The organism is Collinsella aerofaciens (assembly GCF_015556945.1).
GTDB classification, from domain to species: Bacteria; Actinomycetota; Coriobacteriia; order Coriobacteriales; family Coriobacteriaceae; genus Collinsella; species Collinsella aerofaciens_AO.
This window is the reverse complement of record NZ_JADNNH010000043.1, coordinates 1-1247: the sequence shown is the minus strand read 5'-3', so window position 1 is coordinate 1247 and position 1247 is coordinate 1. Positions and strand designations below refer to the sequence as shown.

The 1247-nt window shown below is 49.9% G+C and carries 1 pseudogene; it reads left to right on the top strand.

Annotated features, from left to right (window positions below):
- Positions 1–1015 (top strand): annotated as a pseudogene (locus tag I2F59_RS09510) (hypothetical protein); the annotation flags it as partial.
- Positions 1016–1247 lie beyond the last annotated feature (232 nt).

Sequence of the window (1247 nt, the reverse complement as noted above, 5' to 3'; positions counted from 1 at the left end):
CGTCTACTACCGCGTCCACGCCTCCAACATCGGCTGGATGGCCTGGGCCAAGGACGGCGAGGAGGCCGGCACCACCGGTATGTCGTGCTCTCTCGAGGCTGTTCAGATTAAGCTCATTAAGAAGGGTGCTTCCCATCCTGATACATCGGGATATTCCCATCTTGAAATACCTTCGGTGACATATTCCTCTCAGGTGAAAGGCGCTTGGCAGAATTCCGTCTCGGCCGGTGAGGTGTCCGGTACAACTGGTCAGGGAATTCCCATCACCGGGTTTTCGGCTAAAACTACTTCATCTGTTGCCGGCGGGATTAATTATCAACTGCATCTTTCGAATGTAGGCTGGACGTCTGGTAAGTCAAACGGAGTGCAGCTTTCGTCTACCGCTGAATCCAATTCGGTTGAGGCTATTAAAATATCTCTTTCTGGTGACTTGGCAACCTATTTTGATGTTTGGTACAGGGTTCATGTCGATAACGTCGGCTGGCTTGGTTGGACTAAAAATGGCTCCGTTGCCGGTAGTACTGGCTATGGGGCGCATGTCCAAGCTATCCAAGTTCGACTTACGAGGAAGGGCGCCAATGCCCCCGGGAGCACCGTTTCGCCGTGTTTGCTTGGGCAACCAACCGCGTTTGCAAATCCCATGCAGAAGAAAATTGTAGATATTGCCCGACAGGTGCCGTCTCCTGGCCCGGGATTGTGCTCCGAGTGGATTGCAGATATCTATGAGCGTGCCGGATTTAGGAATGTCCATACAGATGCCTGCGATTACTACTGGGATTACTGTAAATACACCGATTATTCTCATTTGAAAGTCGGAATGGTCATTGCCGTTCCTTCGCATACGCATACACGCATGGGCAGCATTTACGGTCACGTTTGTCTCTACATCGGTAATAACCAGGTTATGGATAATGTCGGTCGGATCAGGACGCTCGATATGGCGTACTGGTTGGATTATTATTCCACCTCATACAAGCCAAAATGGGGCTGGTATGACAACGTGCCGCTTGCATAGCAGGTCGAAATTCGTGTTTTCACACAGGTTCTAGCAAATATTCTGATTAAAACGAACGGGTCGTTTTGCAACGGTCCGTTCGTTTCTATTTAAGTGCCATTCACGTTTTCGGTATTTATGCAATTGCCGTAACGATAAATAATGATGCTAAATATGATCGCGTCGGAAATGTTGGTGTAAGCGCGCCGACGGCTGACCGCCAAACGCAAGCGGCCCCTGTCCTAGAATCTGG